Source organism: Pseudomonas sp. R3.Fl, assembly GCF_023516765.1.
GTDB classification, from domain to species: Bacteria; Pseudomonadota; Gammaproteobacteria; order Pseudomonadales; family Pseudomonadaceae; genus Pseudomonas; species Pseudomonas citronellolis.
Genome location: NZ_JAMGSO010000001.1, coordinates 4,180,111 through 4,206,827 on the forward strand (window position 1 = coordinate 4,180,111; position 26,717 = coordinate 4,206,827).

Sequence of the window (26,717 nt, forward strand, 5' to 3'; positions counted from 1 at the left end):
GCGGCCCGATTGTCATTGCCCCGCGATGGCCGGCTGGGCGAAAATGTCCGCCTTTTTTCATCCCTTCGATCAATCGAAGCAGCCCCCGCAGGAGATTCAGCGATGCCCAGCCGTCGTGAGCGAGCCAATGCCATCCGCGCACTGAGCATGGATGCCGTGCAGAAAGCCAACAGCGGCCACCCCGGCGCCCCCATGGGGATGGCGGACATCGCCGAAGTGCTCTGGCGCGACTTCCTCAGGCACAACCCGGGCAACCCGCAGTGGGCCGACCGCGACCGCTTCGTGCTGTCCAACGGCCACGGCTCGATGCTGATCTACTCGCTGCTGCACCTGACCGGCTACGACCTGGGCATCGACGACCTGAAGAACTTCCGCCAGCTCAACTCGCGCACCCCGGGCCACCCGGAGTACGGCTACACCGCCGGCGTCGAGACCACCACCGGCCCGCTCGGCCAGGGCATCGCCAACGCCGTGGGCATGGCCCTGGCGGAGAAGGTGCTGGCCGCGCAGTTCAACCGCGAAGGCCACGGCATCGTCGACCACTACACCTACGCCTTCCTGGGCGATGGCTGCATGATGGAAGGCATCTCCCACGAGGTCGCCTCCCTGGCCGGCACCCTGCGCCTGAACAAGCTGATCGCCTTCTACGACGACAACGGCATCTCCATCGACGGCGAGGTCCACGGCTGGTTCACCGACGACACCCCGAAGCGCTTCGAGGCCTACGGCTGGCAGGTGATCCGCAACGTCGACGGCCACGACGCCGACGAGATCAAGACTGCCATCGAGACCGCGCGCAAGAGCGACGCGCCGACGCTGATCTGCTGCAAGACCATCATCGGCTTCGGCTCGCCCAACAAGCAGGGCAAGGAAGAAAGCCACGGCGCCGCCCTGGGTGTCGACGAAGTGGCCGCCACCCGCGCTGCGCTGGGCTGGAACCACGCGCCGTTCGAAATCCCCACCGAGATCTACGCCGAGTGGAGCGCCAAGGAAACCGGCGCCGCCCGCGAGGCCGAGTGGAACCAGCGCTTCGCCGCCTACCAGGCCGCGCACCCGGAACTGGCCGCCGAGTTCCAGCGCCGCGTCAAGGGCGAGCTGCCGGCCGACTTCGCCGAGCAGGCCGCGGCCTACGTCGCCGAAGTCGCCGCCAAGGGCGAGACCATCGCCAGCCGCAAGGCCAGCCAGAACGCGCTGAACGCCTTCGGCCCGCTGCTGCCGGAACTGCTCGGCGGCTCCGCCGACCTGGCCGGCTCCAACCTGACCCTGTGGAAGGGCTGCAAGGGCGTGACCCCCACCGACGCCTCGGGCAACTACGTGTTCTACGGCGTGCGCGAGTTCGGCATGAGCGCCATCATGAACGGCGTGGCCCTGCACGGCGGCTTCATCCCCTACGGCGCGACCTTCCTGATCTTCATGGAATACGCCCGCAACGCGGTGCGCATGTCCGCCCTGATGAAGCAGCGCGTGCTGTACGTGTTCACCCACGACTCCATCGGCCTGGGCGAGGACGGCCCGACCCACCAGCCCATCGAGCAGCTGGCCAGCCTGCGCCTGACGCCGAACCTGGACACCTGGCGCCCGGCCGACGCGGTCGAGTCGGCGATCGCCTGGAAATACTCGATCGAGCGCAACGACGGCCCCTCGGCGCTGATCTTCAGCCGCCAGAACCTGCCGCACCAGGCGCGCGACGCCGAGCAACTGGCCAACGTCGCCCGCGGCGGCTACGTGCTCAAGGACTGCGCCGGCGAGCCGGAGCTGATCCTGATCGCCACCGGCTCGGAAGTCGGCCTGGCCGTGCAGGCCTATGACAAGCTCAGCGCCGAAGGCCGCCAGGTGCGCGTGGTCTCCATGCCCTCCACCAGCGTCTTCGAGCAGCAGGACGCCGGCTACAAGCAGGCCGTGCTGCCGGTACAGGTCGGCGCGCGCATCGCCATCGAGGCCGCCCACGCCGACTACTGGTACAAGTACGTGGGCCTGGAAGGCCGCGTGATCGGCATGACCACCTTCGGCGAGTCGGCCCCGGCGCCGGCGCTGTTCGAGCACTTCGGCTTCACCGTCGAAAACGTGCTCGCGGTTGCCGAAGAACTCCTGGAAGACTGAAAAGACGCTGGAGGCTGGAGGCTGAAGGCTGGACGACAAGCGGCGCCGAGCTGCTGTTTCGTCCAGCCTCCAGCCTCCAGCTTTCGAGCGGCTTGTGATTAGGCAGGCCCGAATGCCCCGGAATCCGTCCTACCGTGTCGCCCTCAATGGCTACGGCCGCATCGGCCGCTGCGTGTTCCGCGCCCTGCACGAGCGCGGCGCGAAGGCCGGCTTTTCCATCGTCGCGCTGAACGACCTGGCCGACCTGCCGAGCCTGGAATACCTGACCCGCTTCGACTCCACCCACGGCCGCTTCCCCGGCGAGGTGAGCGTGGCCGACGGCTGCCTGCACGTCGGCGGTGACTGCGTGAAGGTGCTGCGCCAGGCCGAGCCCGAGGCCATCGACTGGGCGGCGCTGGACCTCGACCTGGTGCTGGAATGCTCCGGCGTCTACCACAGCCGCGCCGATGGCCAGCGCTTCCTTGCCGCCGGCGCGCCGCGGGTGCTGTTCTCCCAACCCATGGCCAGCGAGGCCGACGTCGACGCCACCGTGGTCTTCGGCATCAACCAGCAGCAACTGTCCGGCGCCGAGAAGCTGGTCTCCAACGCTTCCTGCACCACCAACTGCAGCGTGCCGCTGCTCAAGCTGCTGAACGAGGCCGTGGGCATCGAGTACGTCTCGATCACCACCATCCACTCGGCGATGAACGACCAGCCGGTAATCGACGCCTACCACCACGAGGACCTGCGCCGCACGCGCTCGGCCTTCCAGTCGGTGATCCCGGTGTCGACGGGGCTGGCGCGGGGCATCGAGCGCCTGCTCCCGGAACTTGCCGGGCGAATCCAGGCCAAAGCCATCCGGGTGCCGACGGTGAACGTCTCGGCCCTGGACATCACCCTGCAGGTTTCCCGCGACACTTCCGCTGCGGAGATCAACAGGGTGCTGCGCGAGGCCGCCGGCAGCGGGCCGCTCAAGGGCCTGCTGGACTACACCGAGCTGCCCCACGCCAGTTGCGACTTCAACCACGACCCGCACTCGGCGATCGTCGACGGCAGCCAGACCCGCGTTTCCGGGCCGCGCCTGGTGAACCTGCTGGCCTGGTTCGACAACGAGTGGGGCTTCGCCAACCGCATGCTCGACACCGCGGGGCACTTCCTGCGGGTCGCCGCCAGTGAACGTTAAACAACCAGCCCAGACAGGACTGATGTCATGACCGTTTTGAAGATGACCGACCTCGACCTCCAAGGTAAGCGCGTGCTGATCCGCGAGGACCTCAACGTGCCGGTGAAGGACGGCGTGGTGAAGAGCGACGCCCGCATCCTGGCCTCGCTGCCCACCATCAAGCTGGCCCTGGAGAAGGGCGCGGCGGTGATGGTCTGCTCGCACCTGGGCCGCCCCACCGAGGGCGAGTTCTCCGAGGAGAACAGCCTCAAGCCGGTCGCCGACTACCTGAGCAAGGCCCTGGGCCGCGATGTGCCGCTGGTGCGCGACTACCTCGACGGTGTCGAGGTCAAGCCGGGCGAGCTGGTGCTGTTCGAGAACGTGCGCTTCAACAAGGGCGAGAAGAAGAACGCCGACGAGCTGGCGCAGAAGTACGCCGCGCTGTGCGACGTCTTCGTCATGGACGCCTTCGGCACCGCCCACCGCGCCGAGGGCTCGACCCACGGCGTGGCCAAGTTCGCCAAGGTCGCCGCGGCCGGCCCACTGCTGGCCGCCGAGCTGGACGCCCTGGGCAAGGCCCTGGGCAACCCGGCGCGGCCGATGGCGGCCATCGTCGCCGGCTCCAAGGTTTCCACCAAGCTCGACGTGCTCAACAGCCTGGCGCAGATCTGCGACCAGCTGATCGTCGGCGGCGGCATCGCCAACACCTTCCTCGCCGCGGCCGGCTACAAGGTCGGCAAGTCGCTGTACGAGGCCGACCTGGTCGACACCGCCAAGGCCATCGCGGCCAAGGTCAGCGTGCCGCTGCCGGTCGACGTCGTCGTGGCCAAGGAATTCGCCGAAAGCGCCGCCGCCACCGTCAAGGCCATCGCCGACGTCGCCGACGACGACATGATCCTCGACATCGGCCCGCAGACCGCCGCGCAGTTCGCCGAGCTGCTGAAGTCGTCGAAGACCATCCTGTGGAACGGCCCGGTGGGCGTCTTCGAGTTCGACCAGTTCGGCGAAGGCACCAGGACCCTGGCCCTGGCCATCGCCGAGAGCCCGGCATTCTCCATCGCCGGCGGCGGCGACACCCTGGCGGCCATCGACAAATATGGCATTGGCGAGCGGATCTCCTACATTTCCACCGGTGGCGGCGCCTTCCTCGAGTTCGTCGAAGGCAAGGTCCTGCCGGCCGTGGAAGTGCTGGAGCAGCGCGCCAAGCAGTAAGCCTGGCGGCGTCCGCCCCCAACCGACAAGCCGGTGAAATGCCCCTGAACCGGGGCGTTGGGGCGGCGCGGGGCTGAATGGACATACGGCATCGCCGTGAGAGGGAGAATTGCCCGATGAAGCGTTACCTCGCCGCCCTGGCCCTGGGCGCCCTGCTGGCCGGTTGTTCCAGCCACCCTGCGGGAAGCGGCGCCGGCACCGCCAAAGGCGGCTGGAACCACTGGACCTGCGACAGCGGCGCCGTGGTGATCTGGCGCTACGTCGAAGGCGCCCGCTCGTCGGTGGTGGACCTGCGCCTGGGCGAGGACGACGTCGTCCATCACCTGGAGGAGGAACCCGGCGGGTCCGGTGCTTTCTATAGCGATGGACTGGTCGGTTTCAGCGTCACCGGCGACCAGGGGCTGATCTACTGGGTGGAAAGCAACGACCTGATCGGCCGCGGCTGCCGCGCACGCTAGCACCGCGCGGCGCAACAGACTTGAATGCGGCCTGCCCCTGCGGCAGGCTGTCGAACCATAGAACGAGCCCAACTTCCTGGGAGAAGTGAAAACATGGCACTCATCAGCATGCGCCAAATGCTGGACCACGCCGCCGAGTTCGGCTACGGCGTCCCGGCTTTCAACGTCAACAACCTCGAGCAGATGCGCGCCATCATGGAAGCGGCCGACAAGACCGACTCCCCGGTGATCGTGCAGGCCTCGGCCGGCGCCCGCAAATACGCCGGCGCGCCCTTCCTGCGCCACCTGATCCTGGCGGCCATCGAAGAATTCCCGCACATCCCGGTGTGCATGCACCAGGACCACGGCACCAGCCCTGACGTGTGCCAGCGCTCCATCCAGCTGGGCTTCAGCTCGGTGATGATGGACGGCTCGCTGAAGGAAGACGGCAAGACCCCGGCCGACTACGAATACAACGTCCGCGTGACCCAGCAGACCGTGGCCTTCGCCCATGCCTGCGGCGTGTCCGTGGAAGGTGAGCTGGGCTGCCTGGGCTCCCTGGAAACCGGCATGGCCGGCGAGGAAGACGGCGTCGGCGCCGAAGGCGTGCTGGACCACAGCCAACTGCTGACCGACCCGGAAGAAGCCGCCGACTTCGTCAAGAAAACCAAGGTCGATGCCCTGGCCATCGCCATCGGCACCAGCCACGGCGCCTACAAGTTCACCAAGCCGCCGACCGGCGACATCCTCGCCATCGACCGCATCAAGGCGATCCACGCGCGCATCCCGGGCACCCACCTGGTGATGCACGGCTCCTCTTCGGTGCCGCAGGACTGGCTGGCGATCATCAACGAATTCGGCGGCGAAATCCCGGAAACCTACGGCGTTCCGGTGGAAGAAATCGTCGAAGGCATCAAGTACGGCGTGCGCAAGGTGAACATCGACACCGACCTGCGCCTGGCCTCCACCGGCGCCATCCGTCGCTTCCTGGCGCAGAACAAGAGCGAGTTCGACCCGCGCAAGTACTTCGCCAAGACCATCGAAGCCATGCGCGACGTGTGCATCGCCCGCTACGAAGCCTTCGGCACCGCCGGCCACGCCTCCAAGATCAAGCCGATCTCCCTGGAAGGCATGTTCCAGCGCTACGCCAAGGGCGAGCTGGAGCCGAAGATCAACTGATCCGGCCCCGCCCCTGAAGAGCCCCGCCCCGGCGGGGCTCTTTCGTATCCACGCCCCGGAGTCCGCCATGCGTTGGCTCGTTCCCCTGTTGATGCTCCTGCTCGTCGGTTGTGCTGCGCAGCCGCCCGGCACGCCCGCACCCGCCGCAGCCCCCGCGCCGCGAGCGTCGGCGGTCGACCTGCCGGTGGATGCGCAGAACTGCCTGAGCCACACCGAGTGCACGTTGAAGACCTCGCGCTCGCTGCTGTTCGTCTTCGACTACGCTGCGGCCGGCGCGCCCCTGGTGGTCAGCGAAGGCCGCCTGCTGAGCACCCCGGAGAAGGCGCCGAACAAGGGCTGGCCGGCATTGCGCATCCAGCTCGCCGAGCCCGACGGCGGGCGCTTCGAGTTCCACAGCCAGTGCCGGCAGAAGCGCTGCCGGATCAGCGAGGCCAGGCTGCTCGCCTGCTACCGCGACTACCTGGAAGGCAAGGCCTGCCGCCTGCGCTGAGTGTGCTATACCGGAGGGCGATCCCCTACAGGAGAGCCGTTCCATGGACAGCGTCCACGCCAGCGCCCAGCAGGGCTTCGGCCAGGAGGCCGAGACCTACGCCCACGGGCGTCCCGAATATCCCGACGAGCTGCTCGGCTGGCTCGATGGCAGCCTCGGCATCCATGCCGGCAGCAAGGTGGTCGACCTTGGGGCCGGCACCGGCAAGTTCACCCGCCTGCTGCTGCGCACCGGCGCCGAGGTGGCCGCCATCGAGCCGGTGGCGGCCATGCGCGAGCGCCTGCACCAGGAACTGCCCGACGTGCGCGTGTTGGAAGGCACGGCCCGGGGCATGCCGTTGGCCGACGCCAGCCTGGATGCGGTGCTCTGCGCCCAGGCCTTCCACTGGTTCGCCAACCCCGAGGCGCTGCGCGAGATCCACCGCGTGCTGCGCCCGCGCGGCCACCTGGGGCTGGTATGGAACGTCCGCGACGAGCGGGTGGACTGGGTCGCCGAGCTGACCCACATAGTCGCGCCCTACGAGGGCAGCACCCCGCGCTTCCACACCGGCGAATGGCGCCGGGCCTTCGCCGGCGCGCCCTTCGGCCCGCTGCAGCTGCGCGAGTTCAGCTACCGCCACGTCGGCCCGCCGGAGCAGGTGATAGTGGCGCGGACACTGTCGATCAGCTTCATCGCCGCGCTGCCGGCGGAACAGAAGGCGCGGGTCGAGCAGCGCCTGCGCGAGCTGATCGCCACCCACCCGGCCCTCAAGGACCAGGCCGAGGTGGCCTTCCCCTACCGCACCGAGGCCTATTCGGCGGTGGTGCTGGACTGAGCCTGCGAAGGGGCGCGCGGATCGGCTAGACTGCGCGCCCCGTCACCGCGAACCGACCTTCATGCAACCGCTCCGCTACCTCCAGGCCTACCCGCAACAGCTGCAGGACCAGGTCCGCCAGCTGATCGCCGAGGACCGCCTGGGCGAGTACCTGCAGCGCCGCTACCCCGGGCGCCACGAGGTGCAGAGCGACAAGGCGCTGTACGCCTACGCCATGCAGCTCAAGCAGGAGCACATGCGCAACGCGCCGGCGGTGGACAAGGTACTCTACGACAGCAAGCTGGACGTGGTGCAGCGCGCCCTGGGGCTGAACACCGCGATCTCGCGGGTGCAGGGCGGCAAGCTGAAGGCGAAGAAGGAAATCCGCGTGGCCTCGCTGTTCAAGGACGCGGCGCCGGAATTCCTCAGGATGATCCTGGTGCACGAACTGGCGCACCTGCGCGAGCGCGACCACAACAAGGCCTTCTACCAGCTCTGCGAATACATGCTGCCGGGCTATCACCAGCTGGAATTCGACCTGCGCGTCTACCTGACCTGGCGCGAACTGGGCGGAACTCCCGGCGCATAGACTGGGTTGCCGCGGGAAGCTCCCGGCGATCGGATGGGGTTCGACCGCACGGGAGCCTTCCCCCGCCGCATCCGGAGAGTAATCAAAAGGCTTGGCATATTGCCATCAGTCTTTTCGGAATTTTTTCCCATTTGGGGGAAAAATCGTCGCGGACGTAGGGCGCGCCATTCCCATGTAGGAGCAACTGTCTCACCGACTGCGCCGAGCTGCTTTTCGTAGGATGGGTTGAGCTTGCGAAACCCATGCGGTTGCGCTGATGGGTATCGCTTCGCTCAACACCATCCTACGAAAAGCCACGTTCGCTCATGCCGTAGGAGCGGATTCATCCGCGATCCGTTCCACGAAAAACGCCGCCCCCCTCAGGAGAACGGCGTTCCCGTAAAACCAGCGCTCTCGATCAGAACAGATCCATCGGCGCGCCTTCGTCGGCCGGCAGCGGCGTGCCTGGCGCGCCGCTGCCCAGTTCGCTCATGGGCGGCGGGGTGTCTTCGCTCTTGAACAGCTCGAAGTAGGCGCCCGGCGTGCCCGGCGGCGCGGCGCGGCCGCTGAGCGGGTCGATGCGCAGGCTGACCAGGCCGGAAGGCTCGGGCAGCGTGTGCGAGGGCTTGTCCTTGAGCGCCGAGCCCATGTAGCGCATCCAGATCGGCAGCGCCACGTTGCCGCCGAACTCGCGGCGGCCGAGGCTTTCCGGCTGGTCGAAGCCGACCCACACGGTGGTCATGTAGTCGGCGTTGAAGCCGGAGAACCAGGCGTCCTTGGAGTCGTTGGTGGTGCCGGTCTTGCCGGCCAGGTCGTCGCGCTTGAGGGCCAGGGCGCGGCGGCCGGTGCCGCGCTTGATCACGTCCTGCAGCATGCTGGTCATGATGTAGGCGGTGCGGGCGTCGATGATGCGTTCGGCCGGCGCCGGCTCGAGGGTGGTCCTGGCGTGGGCCGGGTCGTCGTCCTCCACCGGCGCGGCGACGGGCTGCGCGGCCTCCTTGTCGGCGACCTGCGGGTTGTCCTCCACCGGCACGCTGGGCGGGTTGGCCTGGTACAGCACCTGGCCGTCGCGGCTTTCGATGCGGTCGACCACGTAGGGGCTGATCTTGTAGCCGCCGTTGGCGAAGGTGCTCCAGGCGCCGGCGATCTCCAGGGGCGTCAGGGTCGCGGTGCCCAGCGCCATGGACAGGTTCGGCGGCAGCTCCTGGACATCGAAGCCGAAGCGGCTGATGTACTGGCGCGCGCGCTCCACGCCCAGGGCCTGCAGGGTGCGGATCGAGACCATGTTGCGCGACTTGTACAGCGCCTCGCGCAGGGGGATGGGGCCGAGGAAGGTGTTGGTGTCGTTCTTCGGCCGCCAGACCTTGTCCAGGTACTCGTCGACGAACACGATGGGCGCATCGTTGACCAGGCTGGCGGCGGTGAAGCCGTTGTCCAGCGCGCAGCTGTAGATGAACGGCTTGAAGCTGGAGCCGGGCTGGCGCTTGGCCTGGACGGCGCGGTTGTAGCTGCTCTGCTCGAAGGAGAAGCCGCCGACCAGGGCCATGATGGCGCCGTTGTCCGGGTTCAGCGAGACCAGCGCGCTCTGCGCCGCCGGCACCTGGGTCAGGCGCAGGGCGCCGTCGTCCTTGCGCTGCACGCGGACCAGGTCGCCGGGCTGCAGCACGTCGCCGGGCTGGCGCGGCGCCGGGCCCATGCTGTTGCTGCTGAGGAAGGGGCGGGCCCACTTCATGTTGTCCCAGCTGATGGTGTCGTCCTTGCCGTCACGGGTGACGACCATCACGCCGCTCTTCTCCACGCGGGTGACGATGGCCGGCTCCAGGCCGCCGATGGGGCGCTGCTGGGCCACCGCCAGGCGCCAGGCGTCCAGAGACTTGCCCGGCATGCGCGCCTCGGGGCCGCGGTAGCCGTGGCGCTGGTCGTATTCCTGGAGGCCTTCGCGCAGGGCGTCGTTGGCGTACTGCTGCAGGTCGCTGTGCACCGTGGTGTAGACTCGGTAGCCCTCGGTGTAGGCATTGCCGCCGTAGCGGCCGACCATATCGGCGCGGGCCATCTCGGCGATGTACGGGGCCGCCAGTTCCGGGCTCGCCACGTGGTAGGAAGCGCCCACCGGCTCGGCGACGGCTTCCTGGTAGCGGGCCTGGTCGATGAAGCCGAGCTTGTTCATCCGCTCGAGGATCCAGTTGCGCCGCTCCATGCTGCGCGCCACGTTGGCCAGCGGGTTGTAGCGCGAGGGCGCCTTGGGCAGGCCGGCGATCATCGCCATCTGCGCCAGGCTCAGTTCCTTGATCGACTTGCCGTAGTACACCTGGGCGGCGGCCTCGATGCCGTAGGCGCGGTTGCCGAGGTAGATCTTGTTGACGTACAGCTCGAGGATCTCGTCCTTGGTCAGCTCGCGCTCGATCTGCAGGGCCAGGAGGATCTCGGTGATCTTGCGCGAGAAGCTGCGCTCGTTGGTGAGGAAGTAGTTCTTCGCCACCTGCATGGTGATGGTGCTGCCGCCGGTCTGGATGTGACCGGTCGACAATAATTGCGCGGCAGCGCGCATAAGGCTCTTCACGTCCACGCCATAATGATTGGCGAAATTGTCGTCCTCGGCCGACAGAAGGGCGTGAATGAAATCCGGCGGGATGTCAGCGAAACGGATAGGCGTGCGGCGCATCTCGCCGAACTCTGCTATCAATTTGTTATCACTGCTGTAAACCCGCAGCGGAATCTGCAGCTGCACGTTGCGCAGGGCGTCGACCGAAGGCAGGCTGGGGCTCAGGTACAGGTAGGCGCCACTTAAACCGAGCAGCACTCCACAAAAAAGGGTGACGCAAGTCCACCACAGAAACTTCAGCAGGCGCATTGGCAGGTCTTGGATTTCCAGAGAAAAGAGAGAGTTAAGCGAAAGGCGCGGCAAAAAGGGAAAAGCTGATCACATTATAAGCAGTTTTTTTGCCGGCGAGCTATTTGCGCGGGTGTCAAGTCTGGTATCTAATGTCAAAAAACATAAATCGTCCGTAAGTCTCGGATGCTGATAGGAAATCAGTCGTGCTAGGGCTCTTCACTAAGAAAGCGAACACACTGCTGGGGATCGACATCAGTTCGACTTCGGTCAAACTCCTCGAGTTGAGCCGTTCGGGCGGGCGCTACAAGGTAGAGGCCTACGCCGTAGAGCCGCTCCCGCCGAACTCGGTGGTCGAGAAAAACATCGCCGAACTGGAGGGGGTCGGCCAGGCGCTGTCGCGGGTGGTCGCCAAGGCGCGCACCGGCGTGAAGACGGCTGCCGTGGCGGTCGCCGGCTCGGCGGTCATCACCAAGACCATCGAGATGGACGGCGGGCTTTCCGAAGACGAGCTGGAGAACCAGCTCAAGATCGAAGCCGACCAGTACATTCCCTATCCCCTGGAGGAAGTCGCCATCGACTTCGAGGTCCAGGGCGTATCCGCGCGCAACGCCGAGCGCGTCGACGTGCTGCTGGCGGCCTGCCGCAAGGAGAACGTCGAGGTGCGCGAGGCCGCGCTGGCCCTGGCCGGGCTCACCGCCAAGGTGGTGGACGTCGAGGCCTACGCGCTGGAGCGCGCCTTCGGCCTGCTCGGCGACCAACTGGGCGGCAACGCCGACGAGCTGACCGTCGCGGTGGTCGACATCGGCGCCACCATGACCACCCTCAGCGTCCTCCACCACGGCCGCACCATCTATACCCGCGAGCAGTTGTTCGGCGGGCGCCAGCTCACCGAGGAGATCCAGCGCCGCTACGGCCTGTCGGTGGAGGAAGCCGGCCTTGCCAAGAAGCAGGGCGGTCTTCCGGATGACTACGACAGCGAAGTGTTGCAACCGTTCAAGGATGCGGTGGTGCAGCAGGTTTCGCGCTCCCTGCAGTTCTTCTTCGCCGCGGGCCAGTTCAACGACGTCGACTACATCCTGCTCGCCGGCGGCACGGCTTCCATTCCCGACCTGGACCGGCTCATCCAGCAGAAGATCGGCACCCCGACGCTGGTGGCCAACCCCTTCGCCGACATGGTGCTGAGCAACAAGGTGAATGCCGGGGCGCTGGCCAGTGACGCGCCGGCGCTGATGATTGCCTGCGGTCTGGCGATGAGGAGTTTCGACTGATGGCGCGCATCAACCTACTGCCATGGCGGGAGCAGCTGCGCGAGGAGCGCAAGCAGCGCTTCCTGGTCGCCCTGGGCGGCGTGCTGCTGGTCTCCGGCGGCCTGGTGTTCCTCGGTGACCAGTACTTCAGCTCGGCGATCGAGAACCAGAGCGCGCGCAACGACTTCCTGCGCAAGGAAATCGCCGTGCTGGACGCCCGCATCAAGGAGATCAGCGAGCTGAAGACGCGCCGTCAGCAACTGCTGGAGCGGATGAAGATCATCCAGGACCTGCAGGGCAACCGGCCGATCATCGGGCGCGTCTTCGACCAGCTGGTACGCACCCTGCCCGATGGCGTGTACTACACCGGCCTGAAAATGAACGGCCACACCATCGCCATCGCCGGCGCCGCCGAGTCCAACAACCGCGTGTCCAACCTGATGCGCAACCTGGATGCCTCCGACTGGCTGACCTCGCCCAACCTCACCGAGGTCAAGGCGGTCACCCAGGGCGCCGTCGACCAGGCCAACACCTTCCAGCTCACCGTGCAGCAGACGCAGCCCGGCGAGAAGGTCAAGGAGCAGGAGAAGAAGACAGTCGCGCAAGGAGCCAAGAAATGAGTCTGGCCGATTCCCTGCAAAGCCTGCGCAAGATCGATATCAACGAGCTGGACTTCAACAACGTCGGTTCCTGGCCCGCCGCGGCCAAGGTGATCGCCGGCGCGCTGCTGATGGTGCTGGTGCTGGTGCTCGGCTACCAGTTCCACCTCAAGGACCTGCAAGGCGAGCTGGACCAGCGCCGGGCCGAGGAAGAGACGCTCAAGCAGCAGTTCGGCACCAAGGCCTTCCAGGCGGCCAACCTGGAAGCCTACAAGAACCAGATGAAGGAGATGGAAGAGTCCTTCGGCGCCCTGCTGCGCCAGCTGCCCAGCGACACCGAGGTGCCCGGGCTGCTCGAGGACATCACCCGCACCGGCCTGGGCAGCGGCCTGGAGTTCGAGGAAATCAAGCTGCTGCCGGAAGTCACCCAGCAGTTCTACATCGAGCTGCCGATACAGATCAGCGTGGTCGGCGGCTACCACGACCTGGCGACCTTCGTCAGCGGCGTGGCCAGCCTGCCGCGGATCGTCACCCTGCACGACTTCGAGATCAAACCCGTGAGTGCGGACAGTACCACCAAGCTGCGCATGACCATCGTGGCCAAGACCTACCGCTATAACGACAAGGGCGTGCAGGCCAAGCCGGCGGCCAACAAGGCGGGGGCGAAGAAATGAACAAGCGCCTGATGCTGTGTGGCCTGTTGCTGCTGAGTCTGAATGGTTGCGGTTCGGGTGGCGATTTCGCCGACCTGCAGGCGTACATGGACGAAGTCCGTGCGCGGCCCAAGGGGGCCATCGAGCCCCTGCCCAAGTTCCAGCCCTACGAGGCCTTCACCTACAACGCCTCGTCCCTGCGCAGCCCGTTCCAGCCGCCGGTGAAGATCGACCTGGCGATCAAGCAGAAGGGCTCCAAGGTGGTCAAGCCCGACGAAACGCGGGTCAAGCAGTTCCTCGAAGGTTTCAACATCGAGACCTTCGAGATGGTGGGGACACTGTCCAACCAGGAGGGTACGTTCGCCCTGGTCCGCGGTGCAGGAGGGGTGCACCGGGTCAAGGTGGGGGATTATCTGGGGCGCAACGATGGGAAGATCGTTTCCATCAGCGAAGGCAAGATCGATGTAGTCGAGATCGTTCCTGACGGTGAGGGTGGCTGGCTCGAGCGTCCGCGCAGCCTGACTCTCAAGGAGCGCTCCTAAGGGCGGGGATGACCATGGATAACAAACTGCTGTCTGCACGACGGATACAGACGACGATGAACAGAACTATGACCCGCCTGGGCTTTGCCCTGTTGGCCGGCCTTTTCGCGCCGAGCCTGCTCGCCGCCAACCTGCAGCGCGTCGATGTGGCCTCGTTGCCGGGGGATCGCGTGGAGCTCAAGCTGGGCTTCGACGAGCCGGTGGCCGCGCCGCGTGGCTACACCATCGAGCAGCCGGCGCGCATCGCCCTGGACCTGCCGGGCGTGCAGAACAAGCTGGGCAGCAAGAACCGCGAGCTGGGCGTGGGCAATGCGCGCAGCCTGACCGTGGTCGAGGCCAAGGACCGCACCCGCCTGATCATCAACCTGACCACCCTGGTGCCGTATTCCACCCGCGCCCAGGGCAACGACCTGATCATCCTGGTCGGCCAGGGTGGTGGCGCGCCCGCGGCGGCGGCCAGCTCCGCGCCGAGCGCGGCCCCGGCCTATGCCGCGGCGCCTCGCCCGGCGCAGCCCAAGCCCTACGTGCCGGTGGGCAAGGCGATCCGCAACATCGACTTCCAGCGTGGCGAGCAGGGCGAGGGCAACGTGGTCATCGACCTGTCCGACCCGAGCGTCAGCCCGGACATCCAGGAGCAGGGCGGCAAGATCCGCCTGGACTTCCCGCGCACCCAGCTGCCCGACAGCCTGCGCGTGCGCCTGGACGTGAAGGACTTCGCCACTCCGGTGCAGTTCGTCAACGCCTCGGCGGCCGGCGACAAGGCCAGCATCGTCATCGAGCCCAGCGGCCTGTACGACTACCTGGTGTTCCAGACCGACAACCGCATGACCGTCAGCATCAAGCCGATGACCAGCAACGAGGCCGAGAAGCGCAAGAAGGACAGCTTCGCCTACACCGGCGAGAAGCTGTCGCTGAACTTCCAGGACATCGACGTGCGCTCGGTGCTGCAGCTGATCGCCGACTTCACCGACCTCAACCTGGTGGCCTCCGACACCGTGCAGGGCAACATCACCCTGCGCCTGCAGAACGTGCCCTGGGACCAGGCGCTGGACTTGGTGCTCAAGACCAAGGGCCTGGACAAGCGCAAGGTCGGCAACGTCCTGCTGGTGGCACCGGCCGACGAGATCGCCGCGCGTGAGCGCCAGGAGCTGGAAGCGCAGAAGCAGATCGCCGAACTGGCGCCCCTGCGTCGCGAACTGATCCAGGTGAACTACGCCAAGGCTTCCGACATCGCCAAGCTGTTCCAGTCCGTGACCGGCACCAGTTCCGGCCCGGGCGCCCAGCCTGCCGCCGGCACCGACAACCGTGGCTCCATCACCGTCGACGACCGCACCAACGCCATCATCGCCTACCAGACCCAGGACCGCCTGGACGAGCTGCGCCGCATCGTCTCGCAGCTGGACATCCCGGTACGCCAGGTGATGATCGAGGCGCGCATCGTCGAGGCCAGCGTCGACTACACCAAGGAGCTGGGGGTGCAATGGGGTGGTTCGCTGAGCAATCGCGGCAACTTCAACATCACCGGTGGCGCCAACAGCACGAGCAATACCTTCGTTGACCTGGGCGTGACCACCGCGACGCCGACCTCCGGCATCGGCATCGGCTTCGTCACCGACAACACCACCCTGGACCTGCAGCTCAACGCCATGGAGAAGACCGGCAACGGCGAAGTGGTGTCGCAGCCGAAGGTGGTCACCTCGGACAAGGAAACCGCGAAGATCCTCAAGGGCTCGGAGATTCCCTACCAGGAAGCCAGCTCCAGCGGCGCCACCTCGGTGTCCTTCAAGGAGGCTGCGCTGTCCCTGGAGGTCACCCCGCAGATCACCCCGGACAACCGCATCATCATGCAGGTCAAGGTGAACAAGGACGAGCCCGACTACCAGAACGCGCTGCTCGGCGTGCCGCCGATCAAGAAGAACGAGGTCAACGCCAAGGTGCTGGTCAACGACGGTGAAACCATCGTCATCGGCGGTGTGTTCTCCAACACCCAGACCAAGACCACCTCCAAGGTCCCGTTCCTCGGCGACGTACCGGTCGTCGGCCGCCTGTTCAAGAACGACTATGTGACGGACACCAAGAACGAGCTTCTGGTTTTCCTCACTCCCCGGATCATGAATAATCAGGCCATTGCCATCGATCGTTGATCAATGCCGTGCCCAATTTGATTCTGGTAGGCCCGATGGGTGCTGGAAAGAGCACCATCGGGCGTCTTCTTGCCAAAGAGCTGCACCTCGACTTCAAGGACTCCGACAAGGAGATCGAACAGCGCTGCGGAGCCAACATCCCCTGGATCTTCGACGTCGAGGGGGAGGCCGGCTTTCGTGAGCGGGAAAGCGCCATGCTCGCCGAGCTCTGCGACGGCGACGGCGTGGTGATCGCCACCGGCGGCGGCGCCGTGCTGCGCGAGGCCAACCGCGCCGCGCTCAAGGCCGGCGGCAAGGTGGTCTACTTGCACGCCTCGGTCGACCAGCAGATCGCCCGCACCGCCCGCGACAGGAACCGGCCGCTGCTGCAGAAGCCCAACCCGGGGCAGATCCTGCGCGACCTCATGGCACTGCGCGATCCGCTGTACCGGGAGATCGCCGACGTGGTGGTGGAAACCGACGAGCGGCCACCGCGCCTGGTGGTGCTGGAGATACTCGATCGCCTGCGCAGGCTGGAGCGCCATTAAAGGGCGCGCGGTTCTGCGTTATCCTAGTGCCCTTTCCTGTCTGGGGGCTTCATGCGCACACTCACTGTCGATCTCGGCGACCGCAGCTACCCGATCCACATCGGCGAAGGGCTGCTGGACGATCCGCGTTATTTCGCGCCGCATATCCGTGGGCGGCAGGTCGCCATCGTCACCAACGAGACCATCGCGCCGCTGTACCTGGCGCGTCTGCAGAAGACGCTGGCCGACTACGCGCAGATTTCCGTGGTCCTGCCCGATGGCGAAGCCTACAAGCAGTGGGAAACCCTGCAGCTGATCTTCGATGCCCTGCTGCAGGCGCGGCATGATCGCAAGACCACCCTGATCGCCCTCGGCGGCGGCGTGGTCGGCGACATGACCGGCTTCGCCGCGGCCTGCTACCAGCGCGGCGTCGATTTCATCCAGGTGCCGACCACCCTGCTGTCCCAGGTGGATTCCTCGGTGGGCGGCAAGACCGGTATCAACCACCCGCTGGGCAAGAACATGATCGGCGCCTTCTACCAGCCGCAGGCGGTGGTGATCGATGCCGCCTCGCTGCGCACGCTGCCGGAGCGCGAGCTGTCCGCCGGCCTGGCGGAAGTGATCAAGTACGGCCTGATCTGCGACGAGCCTTTCCTAGCCTGGCTGGAAGACAGCGTCGACGCGCTGCTGGCGCTCGACTCCGCCGCCCTGGCCGAAGCCATCGAGCGCTCCTGCGCGGCCAAGGCCCGGGTGGTGGGCGCCGACGAACGGGAATCCGGGGTGCGCGCCACCCTGAACCTCGGCCACACCTTTGGTCATGCCATCGAGACCCACATGGGCTATGGCGTCTGGCTGCACGGCGAAGCCGTGGGTGCGGGAACCGTGATGGCACTGCAGATGTCGCATCTGTTGGGCTGGCTGACCGCCGCCGAGCGCGACCGTGGCGTGCGCCTGCTGCAGCGGGCGAAACTGCCGGTGGTGCCGCCGAAGGAAATGAGCGCCGGGGACTTCCTCGAGCACATGGCGGTGGACAAGAAGGTGCTCGACGGCCGTCTGCGCCTCGTATTGCTGAAAGGGCTGGGGGATGCGGTGGTCACTGCGGACTTCCCTCGTGAGATTCTGGAAGAAACCCTGCGTACTGATTACCAGGCCCTGGTCGATCAGTTAGGAGAACATTGAGGTCCCATGTCCAGCTTGCATGCCGATGAGGCCTTCCTGGCCCACTACCAGTTCAGCCACGACCCCTTCGCTCCGCGGGTTCCTGGCTTCAAGTTCTTCCCGGCACAGCGCAAGCCGGTGCTGGGCCAACTGCACCACCTGGCGCGCTACAGCCACCTGCTGCTGGCGGTGACCGGCCCCCTGGGCAGCGGCAAGACGCTGCTGCGCCAGGCTCTGGTGGCCAGCACCAACAAGGATGCGGTGTCCAGCGTGGTGATCTCCGGCCGTTCGGCGGCCGACGAAGCCACCCTGATGCGCCAACTGGCCCAGGGCCTTGGCATCACCCAGGTGAGCATCGAGGCCATCCTGGCCAAGGTCGCCCAGTTGGCGATCACCGGGCAGGACGTCTACCTGCTGGTGGACGATGCCGAGCAACTGCGTGACGGCGCCCTGGAAGTGCTGCTGTTGCTGGCCGCCGGCAACAGCGAGGCGCGCCTGCACGTGTTCCTGTTCGGCGAGCCCGAGCTGCTGTCGCGGCTGGAGGCGCTGTCCGAGGGCGAGGAGCGCTTCCACGCCATCGAACTGCAGCCCTACAGCGAGGAAGAAACCCGCGAATACCTGGCGCAGCGCCTGGAAGGCGCAGGGCAGGGCGCGGAGCTGATTTCCGACGACCTGCTGGCCGATATCCACGAGCAGTCCGGCGGCTGGCCGGGCTCGATCAACCAGGTGGCCCGCGACGCCCTGATCGAGGCGATGCTGGCCGACCGTGGCGGCGCCCGCAAGGCCGCTCCTGGCGCCAGCCTGCGCCTGCCGAAGAAACATCTGCTGATCCTCGGCGTGGTCGCCATCGGCGTTGTCGCCGCCTGGTTCATGCAGGGCCGCACCAGCAAGCCGGATAGCGCCGCCACCCAGGCTTCCGCGCAGTTGCCGATGGGGTCCGCCGCGCAGCCGGGCGCCGCCCAGGCGCCGGCCTCGGGCTCCGGCCCCTCGGTGGAGTTCGCCGGTTCCAACCAGCCGGTGCCGCTGCCGCTGGTGGGCGAGGCCCAGCCGGTCATCCGCGAGCCCATGGCCCAGGCCGGTGGCCAGGAAGACGCTGACGAAGGCGCCATGCCCGCGCCCGGCGTGCCGCCGACCGTGACCACCTCTGCACCGCCGCTCGCGCCGCTGGCCGGAAAGAGCGCGCCGCAACCGCTGAATCCGGTGCCGTCGGCGCCGAGCGTGGCGAGCGCTCCGGCGCAGCCGGTGGTTTCGACGCCTGCCCCGGCCCCGGTCAGCAAACCGGTGGCCAAGGCCGAGCCGGTGAAACCGGTCGCCAAGCCCGCGGCCAAGCCGGCAGAACCCAAGGCCGTGGCCAAGGCTGCGCCGAGCAAGCCTGCGGCCCCGGCCAAGGCCAGCGCCGCCGCCGGTGGTGCCGGTAGCCAGTGGTATCGCTCGCAGCCCGCGGGGAATTATGCTGTGCAGGTGCTGGGCACTGGCTCCGAGGCCAGCGCCAAGGCCTACATCAGCAAGCAGGGCGGCGGCGAGTACCGCTACTTCCGCAAGACCCTGCAGGGCAAGCCCTTCTACGTGGTGACCTACGGCAGCTTCCCCAGCCGCGCCGCCGCCGTGGCCGCGGTGAAGAGCCTGTCGGCCAAGGCCCAGGGCGGCAAACCCTGGCCGCGCACCTTCGCCAGCATCCAGCAGGAAATCGCCAGCGCCCACTGACGCGCTGTCGCAAAAATGAAAACCCGCCAGTCACAAGCACGACTGGCGGGTTTTTTCTTTCAGGAATGCGACATCCAGTTTCAGCCTCTCGCCAAAAATTTGTGAGGCGCCTTGTACCTATGTACAATGGCCTCCCTTTGCCTGTCGGAAACTTGCCGCTTGAGCGAGAAGACAGGCGAAGTCGCTGAATTAAAAAAGTTTTGCCGGTGAGAGTTCCCTATGAAAGCAGGTCTGTACCATCCTGAGACGTTCAAGGATAACTGCGGATTCGGCCTGATCGCCCATATGCAGGGCGAGCCAAGCCATGAACTTCTGCAAACCGCCATCGAAGCACTGACCTGCATGACCCACCGAGGTGGGATCAACGCGGACGGGAAGACCGGGGATGGCTGTGGGCTGCTGATCCAGAAGCCCGATGCGTTCCTGCGGGCGGTGGCCAAGGCCGAGTTCGCGACCGATCTGCCCGCCCAGTATGCGGTGGGCATGGTCTTCTTCAACCAGGACCCGGTGAAGGCCGAGGCCGCTCGCGCGAACATGAATCGCGAGATCGAGGCCGAAGGCCTGCAGCTGGTCGGCTGGCGCAAGGTGCCGATCGACACCAGCGTGCTCGGCCGCCTGGCCCTGGAGCGCCTGCCGCAGATCGAGCAGGTGTTCGTCGGTGGCGAAGGGCTGTCCGACCAGGACTTCGCCGTGAAGCTGTTCTGCGCCCGTCGGCGCTCCTCGGTGGCCAACGCCGCCGATGCCGACCACTACGTCTGCAGCTTCTCGCACAAGACCATGATCTATAAGGGCCTGATGATGCCGGCGGACCTCGCCGCCTTCTATCCGGACCTTTCCGACGAGCGCCTGAAGACCGCCATCTGCGTCTTCCACCAGCGCTTCTCCACCAACACCCTGCCGAAGTGGCCGCTGGCCCAGCCGTTCCGCCTGCTGGCGCACAACGGCGAGATCAACACCATCACCGGCAACCGCAACTGGGCCCAGGCCCGGCGCAGCAAGTTCGTCAACGAGTTCATGCCGAACCTCGACGAGCTCGGCCCGCTGGTCAACCGCGTGGGTTCAGACTCCTCGAGCATGGACAACATGCTCGAGCTGATGGTCACCGGCGGCATGGACATGTTCCGCGGCCTGCGCATGATCATCCCGCCGGCCTGGCAGAACGTCGAGACCATGGACGCCGACCTGCGTGCGTTCTATGAATTCAACTCGCTGCACATGGAGCCGTGGGACGGCCCCGCCGGCGTGGTGCTGACCGACGGCCGCTACGCCGTCTGCCTGCTCGACCGCAACGGCCTGCGCCCGGCGCGCTGGGTCACCACCAGGAACGGCTACATCACCCTGGCCTCGGAAATCGGCGTGTGGGACTACAAGGCCGAGGACGTGCTGGCCAAGGGCCGCGTCGGCCCGGGGCAGATCCTCGCGGTGGACACCGAGACCGGCCAGCTGCTGCAGACCGAGGACATCGACAACCGCCTGAAGTCGCGTCACCCGTACAAGCAGTGGCTGCGCCAGAGTGCGCTGCGCATCCAGGCGACCCTGGAAGACGACCAGGGCGTGGCCAGCTACGACAGCGACCAGCTCAAGCAGTACATGAAGATGTTCCAGGTCACCTTCGAGGAGCGTGACCAGGTGCTGCGCCCGCTGGCCGAACAGGGCCAGGAAGCGGTCGGCTCGATGGGCGACGACACCCCGATGGCGGTGCTGTCCAAGCGCATCCGCTCGCCCTACGACTACTTCCGCCAGGTCTTCGCCCAGGTCACCAACCCGCCGATCGACCCGCTGCGCGAGGCGATCGTGATGTCCCTGGAGACCTGCCTGGGCGTCGAGCAGAACATCTTCGAAGAGTCGCCGCACCACGCCAACCAGGCCATCCTGACCACCCCGGTGATCTCCCCGGCGAAGTGGCGCAGCCTGATGAACCTGGAGCGCCCGGGCTTCGACCGCCACCACATCGACCTGAACTACGACGAGTCCGTCGGCCTCGAAGCGGCCGTGCGCAACATCGCCGATCAGGCCGAGGAAGCCGTGCGCGCCGGCAAAGTGCTGCTGGTGCTCTCCGACCGCCACATCGCCCCTGGCAAGCTGCCGGTGCACGCGGCCCTGGCCGTGGGCGCCGTGCACCACCGCCTGGTGCAGACCGGCCTGCGCTGCGACTCGAACATCCTGGTGGAGACCGCCACCGCCCGCGACCCGCACCACTTCGCGGTGCTGGTGGGCTTCGGCGCCTCGGCGGTCTACCCGTTCCTCGCCTACGAGGTGCTGGCCGACCTGATCCGTACCGGCGAAGTGCTGGGCGACCTCTACGAGGTGTTCAAGTACTACCGCAAGGGCATCTCCAAGGGCCTGATGAAGATCCTGTCGAAGATGGGCATCTCCACCATCGCCTCCTACCGCGGCGCCCAGCTGTTCGAAGCCATCGGCCTGGCCGACGAGGTCACCGGCCTGTGCTTCCCGGGCGTGCCCAGCCGCATCCAGGGCGCGCGCTTCCTCGACATCGAGAACGAGCAGAAGCTGCTCGCCGGCGAGGCCTGGAACAACCGCAAGGCGATCCAGCAGGGCGGCCTGCTGAAGTTCGTCTACGGCGGCGAGTACCACGCCTACAACCCGGACGTGGTCAACACCCTGCAGGCCGCCGTGCAGCAGGGCGACTACGAGAAGTTCAAGGAATACACCGCGCTGGTGGACAAGCGCCCGGTGTCGATGCTCCGCGACCTGCTGCAGGTGAAGACCGCCGCGCAGCCGCTGAGCCTCGACGAAATCGAGCCGCTGGAGTCGATCTTCAAGCGCTTCGACGCCGCCGGCATCTCCCTCGGCGCGTTGTCGCCGGAAGCCCACGAGGCCCTGGCCGAAGCCATGAACCGCCTCGGCGGGCGCTCCAACTCCGGTGAGGGCGGCGAGGACCCGGCGCGCTACGGCACGCTGAAGAGCTCGAAGATCAAGCAGGTGGCCACCGGCCGCTTCGGCGTGACCCCGGAATACCTGGTCAACGCCGAGGTCCTGCAGATCAAGGTGGCCCAGGGCGCCAAGCCTGGCGAGGGCGGCCAACTGCCCGGCGGCAAGGTCAACGGCCTGATCGCCCGCCTGCGCTACGCGGTGCCCGGCGTGACTTTGATCTCGCCGCCGCCGCACCACGACATCTATTCCATCGAGGACCTGGCGCAGCTGATCTTCGACCTCAAGCAGGTCAACCCGCAGGCGCTGGTGTCGGTGAAGCTGGTCTCCGAGCCGGGCGTGGGCACCATCGCCGCCGGCGTGGCCAAGGCCTATGCCGACCTGATCACCATCTCCGGCTACGACGGCGGTACCGGTGCTTCGCCCATCACCTCCATCAAGTACGCCGGTTCGCCTTGGGAGCTGGGCCTCGCCGAGGCGCACCAGACCCTGCGCGGCAACGACCTGCGCGGCAAGGTCCGCGTGCAGACCGACGGCGGCCTGAAGACTGGTCTGGATGTGATCAAGGCGGCCATCCTCGGCGCCGAGAGCTTCGGCTTCGGTACCGCGCCGATGATCGCCCTGGGCTGCAAGTACCTGCGCATCTGCCACCTGAACAACTGCGCCACCGGCGTGGCCACCCAGAACGACAAGCTGCGCAAGGACCACTTCATCGGCACGGTCGAGATGGTGACGAACTTCTTCACCTTCATCGCCAGCGAGACCCGCGAATGGCTGGCCAAGCTGGGCGTGCGCAGCCTCGCCGAGCTGATCGGCCGTACCGACCTGCTGGAAATCCTGCCCGGCGAAACCGCCAAGCAGGGCAACCTCGACCTCACCCCGCTGCTGGGCAGCGACCTGATCCCGGCCGAGAAGCCGCAGTTCTGTGAAGTCGAGAAGAACCCGCCGTTCGACCAGGGCCTGCTGGCCGAGAAGATGGTCGAGCTGGCCCGCGGCGCCATCGAAGGCGCCAAGGGCGGCGAGTACGAGCTGGACATCTGCAACTGCGACCGTTCCATCGGCGCGCGCGTGTCCGGCGAGATCGCCCGGGTGCATGGCAACCAGGGCATGGCCAAGGCGCCGATCACCTTCCGCTTCAAGGGTACCGCGGGGCAGAGCTTCGGCGTGTGGAACGCCGGCGGCCTGCACCTGTACCTGGAAGGCGACGCCAACGACTACGTGGGCAAGGGCATGACCGGCGGCAAGCTGGTGGTGACCCCGCCCAAGGGCAGCCCGTTCAAGACCCAGGAGTCGGCCATCGTCGGCAACACCTGCCTGTATGGCGCCACCGGCGGCAAGCTGTTCGCCGCCGGCACCGCGGGCGAGCGTTTCGGCGTGCGCAACTCCGGCGCCCACGCGGTTGTGGAAGGCACTGGCGACCACTGCTGCGAGTACATGACCGGCGGCTTCGTCTGTGTACTGGGCAAGACCGGTTACAACTTCGGCTCCGGCATGACCGGGGGCTTCGCCTACGTCCTGGACATGGACAACACCTTCGTCGACCGCGTGAACCATGAGCTGGTGGAAATCCAGCGGATCAGCGGCGAGGCGATGGAGGCCCAGCGCAGCCACCTGCGCAAGGTCCTGGTGGAATATGTCGAGGAAACGGCGAGTGAGTGGGGTGCGAACCTGCTGGAGAACCTCGACGACTACCTGCGTCGGTTCTGGCTGGTGAAACCGAAGGCCGCGAGCCTCGGTTCCCTGCTGACCAGCACCCGTGCCAACCCGCAATAAGCGCCTGAAGTCTGAAGAGGTCTTGAAATGTCTGAACGTCTCAACAATGACTTCCAGTTCATCGAAGTCGGGCGCAAGGATCCGAAGAAGAAACTGCTGCGCCAGCGCAAGCGCGAGTTCGTGGAAATCTACGACCTGTTCAAGCCGCAGCAGGCGGCTGACCAGGCCCATCGCTGCCTGGGCTGCGGCAACCCGTACTGCGAGTGGAAGTGCCCGGTCCACAACTTCATCCCCAACTGGCTGAAGCTGGTTTCCGAAGGCAACATCCTGGCCGCCGCCGAGCTGTCGCACCAGACCAACACCCTGCCGGAAGTCTGCGGCCGGGTGTGTCCGCAGGACCGCCTCTGCGAGGGTGCCTGCACCCTCAACGACGGTTTCGGCGCGGTGACCATCGGCTCGGTGGAGAAATACATCACCGACACCGCCTTCGCCATGGGCTGGCGCCCGGACATGTCCAAGGTCAAGCCCACCGGCAAGCGCGTCGCGGTGATCGGCGCCGGCCCGGCCGGCCTGGGCTGCGCCGACGTGCTGGTGCGCAACGGCGTGACCCCGGTGGTATTCGACCGCAACCCGGAAATCGGCGGCCTGCTGACCTTCGGCATCCCCGAGTTCAAGCTGGAAAAGCACGTGCTGTCGCGTCGCCGCGAAGTCTTCAGCGGCATGGGCATCGAGTTCCGCCTGAACACTGAGATCGGCAAGGACGTGACCATGGAGCAGTTGCTCGATGAGTACGATGCCGTGTTCATGGGCATGGGCACCTACACCTACATGAAGGGTGGCTTCCCCGGCGAGGACCTGCCCGGCGTGCACGATGCGCTGGACTTCCTGATCGCCAACGTGAACCGCAACCTCGGCTTCGAGAAGTCCCCCGAGGACTTCGTCGACATGAAGGGCAAGCGCGTGGTGGTCCTGGGCGGCGGCGACACCGCGATGGACTGCAACCGCACCTCCATCCGTCAGGGCGCCAAGAGCGTGACCTGCGCCTACCGCCGCGACGAAGAGAACATGCCCGGTTCGCGCAAAGAGGTGAAGAACGCCAAGGAAGAGGGCGTGAAGTTCCTCTTCAACCGCCAGCCCATCGCCATCGTCGGCGAGGACAAGGTGGAAGGCGTGAAGGTGGTCGAGACCCGTCTCGGCGAACCGGACGCCCGTGGCCGCCGCAGCCCCGAGCCGATCCCGGGCTCCGAGGAGATCATCCCGGCCGAAGCCGTGCTGATCGCCTTCGGCTTCCGCCCGAGCCCGGCGCCCTGGTTCGAGCAGCACCAGGTCGAGATCGACAGCCAGGGCCGCGTCATCGCCCCGGCCGCCGCGCAGTTCAAGCACCAGACCAGCAACCCGAAGATCTTCGCCGGCGGCGACATGGTCCGCGGTTCCGACCTGGTGGTGACGGCGATCTTTGAAGGCCGCACGGCCGCCGAAGGCATCCTCGACTACCTCGGCGTCTGACGCCTGCTCTTGTAGGAGCGAGCTTGCTCGCGAACCCTAGCCCCGCTGCAGGGGTTTGTTCGCGAGCAAGCTCGCTCCTACGAAGAGCAGAAGCACCAGCGCTGCGGCAGAATGCCGCGATGGACAAAAGGCACGGCCCCCGCCGTGCCTTTTGCTTTGGGCTTTGCGAAAATGCCCGCACTTTTTTGCCGGATGCCGCCATGACTGCCCTGAAGAACGATCGCTTCCTCCGTGCCCTGCTCAAGCAGCCCGTCGACGTTACCCCCGTGTGGATGATGCGCCAGGCCGGCCGCTATCTCCCGGAATACCGCGCCACCCGCGCCAAGGCCGGGGACTTCATGAGCCTGTGCATGAACCCGCAACTGGCTTGCGAGGTGACCCTGCAGCCGCTGGACCGCTACCCGCAGCTGGACGCGGCGATCCTCTTCTCCGACATCCTCACCATCCCCGACGCCATGGGCCAGGGTCTGTTCTTCGAGAGCGGCGAGGGCCCGCGCTTCAAGAAGGTGGTCTCCAGCCTGGCCGACATCGAGGCGCTGCCGATCCCCGATCCGGAGAAGGACCTGGGCTACGTCATGGACGCCGTGCGCACCATCCGCCGCGAACTGAACGGCCGGGTGCCGCTGATCGGTTTCTCCGGCAGCCCCTGGACCCTCGCCACCTACATGGTCGAAGGCGGCTCCAGCAGGGACTTCCGCAAGTCCAAGGCGATGCTCTACGACAACCCGCAGGCCATGCACGCGCTGCTCGACAAGCTGGCGCAGTCGGTCACCAGCTACCTCAACGGGCAGATCCGCGCCGGCGCCCAGGCCGTGCAGATCTTCGACTCCTGGGGCGGCAGCCTCTCGGCGGCGGCGTACCAGGAGTTCTCCCTGGCCTACATGAAGAAGATCGTCGACGGCCTGATCCGCGAGCACGACGGCCGCCAGGTGCCGGTGATCCTCTTCACCAAGGGTGGCGGCCTGTGGCTGGAATCCATGGCCGACACCGGCGCCGAAGCGCTGGGCCTGGACTGGACCTGCGACATCGGCAGCGCCCGCGCCCGCGTCGGCGACAAGGTGGCGCTGCAGGGCAACATGGACCCGTCGGTGCTCTACGCCAACCCGGAAGCCATCCGCCGCGAAGTGGCGCGCATCCTCGGCGCCTACGGCCAGGGCAGCGGCCACGTGTTCAACCTCGGCCACGGCATCACCCCGGAAGTCGACCCGGCCCATGCCGGCGTCTTCTTCGAGGCGGTGCACGAGCTGTCGGCGCAGTATCACTGACGCTTCGCCCTGCGGGCATGGTCGGAAAATTCGGT

The 26,717-nt window shown here is 66.7% G+C and carries 20 protein-coding genes; 19 read left to right on the top strand and 1 reads right to left on the bottom strand.

All coding sequences use genetic code 11. The annotated features are described in order from the left end of the window. Positions 1 to 102 precede the first annotated feature (102 nt). The 8 genes from tkt to M8R19_RS18480 all read left to right on the top strand — a co-directional run bounded on the left by tkt (position 103) and on the right by M8R19_RS18480 (position 7,941). On the top strand, positions 103 to 2,100 hold the full coding sequence (gene tkt, locus M8R19_RS18445; protein WP_249918538.1) for a transketolase: 1,998 nt from the start codon (positions 103 to 105) through the stop codon (positions 2,098 to 2,100). Between the two features lie 112 nt (positions 2,101 to 2,212). Further along, on the top strand, positions 2,213 to 3,262 hold the full coding sequence (gene epd, locus M8R19_RS18450; protein WP_116424164.1) for an erythrose-4-phosphate dehydrogenase: 1,050 nt from the start codon (positions 2,213 to 2,215) through the stop codon (positions 3,260 to 3,262). Between the two features lie 27 nt (positions 3,263 to 3,289). Then, positions 3,290 to 4,453, top strand: coding sequence for a phosphoglycerate kinase (locus M8R19_RS18455; protein ID WP_074985618.1), 1,164 nt, complete (start codon positions 3,290 to 3,292; stop codon positions 4,451 to 4,453). Positions 4,454 to 4,569: 116 nt separating this feature from the next. Further along, positions 4,570 to 4,911 carry an MliC family protein gene (locus M8R19_RS18460; protein WP_116424165.1) on the top strand — a complete coding sequence of 114 codons (342 nt, stop codon included), beginning with the start codon at positions 4,570 to 4,572 and terminating at the stop codon, positions 4,909 to 4,911. Positions 4,912 to 5,004: 93 nt separating this feature from the next. Further along, positions 5,005 to 6,069, top strand: a complete 1,065-nt coding sequence (gene fba, locus M8R19_RS18465) for a class II fructose-bisphosphate aldolase (RefSeq protein WP_074985612.1) — start codon at positions 5,005 to 5,007, stop codon at positions 6,067 to 6,069. A gap of 67 nt (positions 6,070 to 6,136) precedes the next feature. Then, positions 6,137 to 6,559: a hypothetical protein gene (locus M8R19_RS18470; protein WP_502942910.1), complete on the top strand. Its 423-nt coding sequence runs from the start codon at positions 6,137 to 6,139 to the stop codon at positions 6,557 to 6,559. A gap of 43 nt (positions 6,560 to 6,602) precedes the next feature. Further along, a complete protein-coding gene (locus M8R19_RS18475; RefSeq protein ID WP_249918539.1) occupies positions 6,603 to 7,373 on the top strand; it encodes a class I SAM-dependent methyltransferase in 771 nt (256 codons plus the stop codon). Positions 7,374 to 7,434: 61 nt separating this feature from the next. Further along, positions 7,435 to 7,941, top strand: a complete 507-nt coding sequence (locus M8R19_RS18480; protein WP_249918540.1) for a M48 metallopeptidase family protein — start codon at positions 7,435 to 7,437, stop codon at positions 7,939 to 7,941. Positions 7,942 to 8,338: 397 nt separating this feature from the next. Here the strand turns inward: M8R19_RS18480 and M8R19_RS18485 are convergent, their stop codons facing one another. After that, the gene (locus M8R19_RS18485) at positions 8,339 to 10,771 is read right to left on the bottom strand and encodes a penicillin-binding protein 1A (protein ID WP_249918541.1); all 2,433 of its coding nucleotides are present in this window, start codon (positions 10,769 to 10,771) and stop codon (positions 8,339 to 8,341) included. A gap of 185 nt (positions 10,772 to 10,956) precedes the next feature. On the opposite strand from M8R19_RS18485, the gene M8R19_RS18490 reads away from it, so the two are divergent. From M8R19_RS18490 to hemE, 11 genes are all read left to right on the top strand, one after another. Next, positions 10,957 to 12,021, top strand: coding sequence for a pilus assembly protein PilM (locus M8R19_RS18490; protein WP_009613650.1), 1,065 nt, complete (start codon positions 10,957 to 10,959; stop codon positions 12,019 to 12,021). After that, the gene (gene pilN, locus M8R19_RS18495; RefSeq protein WP_009613648.1) at positions 12,021 to 12,620 is read left to right on the top strand and encodes a type 4a pilus biogenesis protein PilN; all 600 of its coding nucleotides are present in this window, start codon (positions 12,021 to 12,023) and stop codon (positions 12,618 to 12,620) included. The genes M8R19_RS18490 and pilN overlap by 1 nt, the downstream gene beginning before the upstream one ends. After that, positions 12,617 to 13,273, top strand: coding sequence for a type 4a pilus biogenesis protein PilO (gene pilO / locus M8R19_RS18500; protein ID WP_009613645.1), 657 nt, complete (start codon positions 12,617 to 12,619; stop codon positions 13,271 to 13,273). Before pilN ends, pilO begins: the two co-directional genes overlap by 4 nt. Next, complete coding sequence (gene pilP / locus M8R19_RS18505; protein WP_074985598.1) at positions 13,270 to 13,794, top strand: type 4a pilus biogenesis lipoprotein PilP; 525 nt, start codon at positions 13,270 to 13,272, stop codon at positions 13,792 to 13,794. Before pilO ends, pilP begins: the two co-directional genes overlap by 4 nt. A gap of 56 nt (positions 13,795 to 13,850) precedes the next feature. After that, the gene (locus M8R19_RS18510; protein ID WP_074985595.1) at positions 13,851 to 15,938 is read left to right on the top strand and encodes a type IV pilus secretin PilQ; all 2,088 of its coding nucleotides are present in this window, start codon (positions 13,851 to 13,853) and stop codon (positions 15,936 to 15,938) included. Positions 15,939 to 15,946: 8 nt separating this feature from the next. Beyond that, a complete protein-coding gene (gene aroK, locus M8R19_RS18515) occupies positions 15,947 to 16,465 on the top strand; it encodes a shikimate kinase AroK (RefSeq protein ID WP_024128057.1) in 519 nt (172 codons plus the stop codon). 51 nt (positions 16,466 to 16,516) lie between these two features. Then, the gene (gene aroB, locus M8R19_RS18520; RefSeq protein WP_249918542.1) at positions 16,517 to 17,623 is read left to right on the top strand and encodes a 3-dehydroquinate synthase; all 1,107 of its coding nucleotides are present in this window, start codon (positions 16,517 to 16,519) and stop codon (positions 17,621 to 17,623) included. A gap of 6 nt (positions 17,624 to 17,629) precedes the next feature. Beyond that, positions 17,630 to 19,306, top strand: a complete 1,677-nt coding sequence (locus tag M8R19_RS18525; protein ID WP_074985590.1) for an AAA family ATPase — start codon at positions 17,630 to 17,632, stop codon at positions 19,304 to 19,306. Positions 19,307 to 19,525: 219 nt separating this feature from the next. Then, positions 19,526 to 23,971, top strand: coding sequence for a glutamate synthase large subunit (gene gltB / locus M8R19_RS18530; protein ID WP_249918543.1), 4,446 nt, complete (start codon positions 19,526 to 19,528; stop codon positions 23,969 to 23,971). Positions 23,972 to 23,998: 27 nt separating this feature from the next. After that, positions 23,999 to 25,417: a glutamate synthase small subunit GltD family protein gene (locus tag M8R19_RS18535; RefSeq protein ID WP_116424170.1), complete on the top strand. Its 1,419-nt coding sequence runs from the start codon at positions 23,999 to 24,001 to the stop codon at positions 25,415 to 25,417. A gap of 200 nt (positions 25,418 to 25,617) precedes the next feature. Beyond that, on the top strand, positions 25,618 to 26,682 hold the full coding sequence (gene hemE / locus M8R19_RS18540) for a uroporphyrinogen decarboxylase (RefSeq protein WP_249918544.1): 1,065 nt from the start codon (positions 25,618 to 25,620) through the stop codon (positions 26,680 to 26,682). Positions 26,683 to 26,717 lie beyond the last annotated feature (35 nt).

Excerpts from the sequence above, each read along its gene's own strand:
- hemE (WP_249918544.1), top strand. The coding sequence starts at position 25,618 with ATGACTGCCCTGAAGAACGATCGCTTCCTCCGTGCCCTGCTCAAGCAG.
- M8R19_RS18535 (WP_116424170.1), top strand. The coding sequence starts at position 23,999 with ATGTCTGAACGTCTCAACAATGACTTCCAGTTCATCGAAGTCGGGCGC.
- M8R19_RS18510 (WP_074985595.1), top strand. The coding sequence starts at position 13,851 with ATGAACAGAACTATGACCCGCCTGGGCTTTGCCCTGTTGGCCGGCCTT.
- M8R19_RS18475 (WP_249918539.1), top strand. The coding sequence starts at position 6,603 with ATGGACAGCGTCCACGCCAGCGCCCAGCAGGGCTTCGGCCAGGAGGCC.
- M8R19_RS18455 (WP_074985618.1), top strand. The coding sequence starts at position 3,290 with ATGACCGTTTTGAAGATGACCGACCTCGACCTCCAAGGTAAGCGCGTG.
- pilO (WP_009613645.1), top strand. The coding sequence starts at position 12,617 with ATGAGTCTGGCCGATTCCCTGCAAAGCCTGCGCAAGATCGATATCAAC.
- M8R19_RS18470 (WP_502942910.1), top strand. The coding sequence starts at position 6,137 with ATGCGTTGGCTCGTTCCCCTGTTGATGCTCCTGCTCGTCGGTTGTGCT.
- pilN (WP_009613648.1), top strand. The coding sequence starts at position 12,021 with ATGGCGCGCATCAACCTACTGCCATGGCGGGAGCAGCTGCGCGAGGAG.
- pilP (WP_074985598.1), top strand. The coding sequence starts at position 13,270 with ATGAACAAGCGCCTGATGCTGTGTGGCCTGTTGCTGCTGAGTCTGAAT.
- M8R19_RS18485 (WP_249918541.1), bottom strand. The coding sequence starts at position 10,771 with ATGCGCCTGCTGAAGTTTCTGTGGTGGACTTGCGTCACCCTTTTTTGT.
- M8R19_RS18480 (WP_249918540.1), top strand. The coding sequence starts at position 7,435 with ATGCAACCGCTCCGCTACCTCCAGGCCTACCCGCAACAGCTGCAGGAC.
- M8R19_RS18525 (WP_074985590.1), top strand. The coding sequence starts at position 17,630 with ATGTCCAGCTTGCATGCCGATGAGGCCTTCCTGGCCCACTACCAGTTC.
- tkt (WP_249918538.1), top strand. The coding sequence starts at position 103 with ATGCCCAGCCGTCGTGAGCGAGCCAATGCCATCCGCGCACTGAGCATG.
- epd (WP_116424164.1), top strand. The coding sequence starts at position 2,213 with ATGCCCCGGAATCCGTCCTACCGTGTCGCCCTCAATGGCTACGGCCGC.
- fba (WP_074985612.1), top strand. The coding sequence starts at position 5,005 with ATGGCACTCATCAGCATGCGCCAAATGCTGGACCACGCCGCCGAGTTC.
- gltB (WP_249918543.1), top strand. The coding sequence starts at position 19,526 with ATGAAAGCAGGTCTGTACCATCCTGAGACGTTCAAGGATAACTGCGGA.
- M8R19_RS18460 (WP_116424165.1), top strand. The coding sequence starts at position 4,570 with ATGAAGCGTTACCTCGCCGCCCTGGCCCTGGGCGCCCTGCTGGCCGGT.
- aroB (WP_249918542.1), top strand. The coding sequence starts at position 16,517 with ATGCGCACACTCACTGTCGATCTCGGCGACCGCAGCTACCCGATCCAC.